Annotated in this window: 2 protein-coding genes and 1 pseudogene; all 3 read right to left on the reverse strand. The window is 67.9% G+C overall.

What is annotated here, in order from left to right; genetic code table 11:
* A partial coding sequence (locus GJ633_RS15615) for a YeeE/YedE thiosulfate transporter family protein (protein ID WP_156589519.1) occupies positions 1 to 544 on the reverse strand: 544 nt, incomplete at its 3' end.
* Positions 545 to 830: 286 nt separating this feature from the next.
* Entirely contained in the window at positions 831 to 1736 is a 906-nt protein-coding gene (locus tag GJ633_RS15620; protein WP_156589520.1) for a hypothetical protein, read from the reverse strand.
* A gap of 87 nt (positions 1737 to 1823) precedes the next feature.
* Positions 1824 to 2688 (reverse strand): annotated as a pseudogene (locus GJ633_RS17365) (hypothetical protein); the annotation flags it as partial.

A 2688-nucleotide genomic window follows, 5' to 3' on the forward strand; every position in this document is an offset into this window, starting at 1 on the left:
TCCCGGCGGACGGATCGCTCCGCCCGACGAGCGCGGCGTACACGAGCGTCGTGCCGGCCGCCACGAGCACCGCCAGGAGCCCCGCTGGAATCGGCGAGACCGCGAACAGACTCACGCCTTCGCCGAAGGTCAGCGGCTGGAAGTAGGTGGTCTGCAGCGTCGGAAACGCGACCGTGAAGACGCCGTAGCCGACGCCCATGAAGAGCAGCGTCAGCCAGAACTGCAGGTACCCCTCCCCGGCCCGATAGAGGGTGCCGGAGGCGCAGCCGCCGGCGTACGTCATGCCGATTCCGAAGATAAACCCGCCGACGAGGCCGGTCAGCCCCCACCGCGGCGTCCAGAAACCCTGGTAGTAGCCCAACTGGTACGCGATTCCCCAGAACACCATCGTGAGGAGCGTCGCAGCGATAACGCCCTTCGTCACCCGGGAATCCTTGTACGCGAAGAAGTCCCGGAACGCGTTGACGAAACAGAACCGGCCCTTCTGTAAGAAGACTCCGAGGCCGAGGCCGACGAACGCTGCGATCAGCAGTGTCGGTACCATATGTTCTCTTAGCAAATTCGTCGACTTAAGCCGCATCGCACGAGAAATCGCTTCCCGATCCTCCAACGGCGCGTGGCGGCCGAACGTCACACTTTCGAAAGAAGTGAGCGCTTCTCCGGTCGATTCGGTGCCTTCGTCATCCTCCACAAAAGGGGCTAATGTTGCTCGGCTCTCGGATCGCCGCGGACCACCTGGGATCCGCCGCCACGGATCGCACCGAACCCGTCGCTATCGTCCCGCGACGCGCTCTCCGATCGTTCGACGCCGTCGCACGGCGGGCGGCGTCTCAGACGTGTATCTCAGAAGTCGCGTCGTCGGCGTCGAGGACGGCGAGCGCCCGTTCGACGGCGGGGTCCCGCTCGGCGGCGTTCTGCATCAACACCGTCTCGCTGGGAAAGAGGGGCTCGCCGACGACGAGTCCGTGTTCGCGGGCGGTCGAACCGGTCACGGTGAGGTAGACGCCGACTCCGGCCGCCGCGATGGCTGCCTCCTCCTCCTCGTCTGCGTCCGGGTAGACGAACTCGACGTCGGCAAGCGCGTCGGTTCCGAGCACCGCCGTCACCAGCCGTTCGTAGCGCGGTGAGATACAGAGCGGCCCCTCGTAGCCGCCGAGGAACTCGCGGTCGGGGCCGGCTCCCGGATCGAGGCACTCGGGCCGCGCCATGAGCGTGTGGTACACCGTGTCGCCGAGACCGGTGACGACGCGCACGTCGGTGTCGACCGGGTCGATCCGATCGTTGACGTCGGCGATGTCGCCGAGCCCCTCCGACCGGATCCCGACGACCTCCTCCAACACGAGGTCGGCCGAGTCGAACCCGAGCGCGAACTCGTGGGTCCGCAGCGCGCGGAACGGCTCCTCCCGTCCGACGAGCTTCAGCCGCACGCCGCCGATGTCGACGGTCGCCGCGTCGAAGACGATCCGGCGCGGCTTGCCGTCTCGGTCGTCGCGAAGCAGGGTGAACTCGGGGTTCGTCGCGTCCGCCGGGTCCGAGTACTCCGCCAACCGTTCGTAGGGGCCGTCGTCGGCGTCGACGTTCCCCTTGGTCACGGCCTTCTCGTACCGAAGCGTGTTGCTCACGCGGTCAGCGAGCCGATCCAGCCGGTCGTCCGCGCCGACGTTTGCGATCCGTTCGAGGACCGCCTCGAGCGGTCGTCCCTTCCGCGGGACGGCGACCGGTACCGATTCGCTCATTATCCGAGATGAGACGCCGCGGCTAAAACGGGTTGCGCTTTCCGTCCGGGACGTGCCGTTGGGACATCTTGCGCCCGAAGTACGCCGCTACGGGCCGAACGCCTCGTTGAGGCGCTCGCGGAATGCCTCCAGTTCCTCCAGGTGATCGTTGATCGCCGCGATCTCCGCCTCGACGTCGTCGAGGTCGTCCCCGAGGCGGTCTTCGATGTCGTTCAGCCGGCTGTCGACCTCGGCGATGTCGTCCCAGAGGTCGTCGAACTCGTCGTCGAACCGACCGAGCCGCGACTCGACGTCGTCCACTCGCGCCTCGTTCGCCTCGGCGGCCGCCGCCGCGTCGTCGACCACCTCGTACAGCGTCTCGACGTCGTCACCGAGGTCGTCGAGGTCGTCGACGATGGCGGTCGTCTCCTCGTCGACGGTCTCTTCGAGGTCCGTGAGAGCGGCGTCGACGTCACCCACGTGGGCTTCGACGGCGTCGACGTCGGTCTCGACGGCGTCGACGTCCGACTCGACGGCCTCGACGCGTTCCGTGACGTCGTCGACCTGGCTCGCCACCTCGTCGACGGACGTGTCGATCCGCGAAACGTCCTCTCGCAGCGCGTCGCGGGCTGTGTCGGCCTCGTCGAGCCCGTCTGCGATCGCGGCGACCTCCTCCTCGACGGCCTCGACCCGCTCGTCGATCTCCTCGAAGATCTCTCGGGCGGTCCCCTCCTCGTCGATGAATTCCGCCAGCGCGTCGGCGTACGCCTCGATGTCGGCGACGCTGGATTGGAGCCGGCTGATACGGACGTCGACGCTCCGCGGGACGCCCGGATCGAGTTCCGATTGGATCGCCTCGAGGTCCGCTTGGTCGACCTCGCCGGCGCGGATCTCCGCGGCTAACGCGGCCGCGAGCCCACCCTCGGCCGTCGCGGCGGAATTCTCTGCGGCGTCGGATCCGACCGCCGCGGTG

The organism is Halorubrum sp. CBA1125, assembly GCF_009742825.1.
GTDB lineage: Archaea > Halobacteriota > Halobacteria > Halobacteriales > Haloferacaceae > Halorubrum.

Bases quoted from the DNA above. Each gene is read 5' to 3' on its own strand.
- GJ633_RS15620 (WP_156589520.1), bottom strand. From the start codon at position 1,736: ATGAGCGAATCGGTACCGGTCGCCGTCCCGCGGAAGGGACGACCGCTC.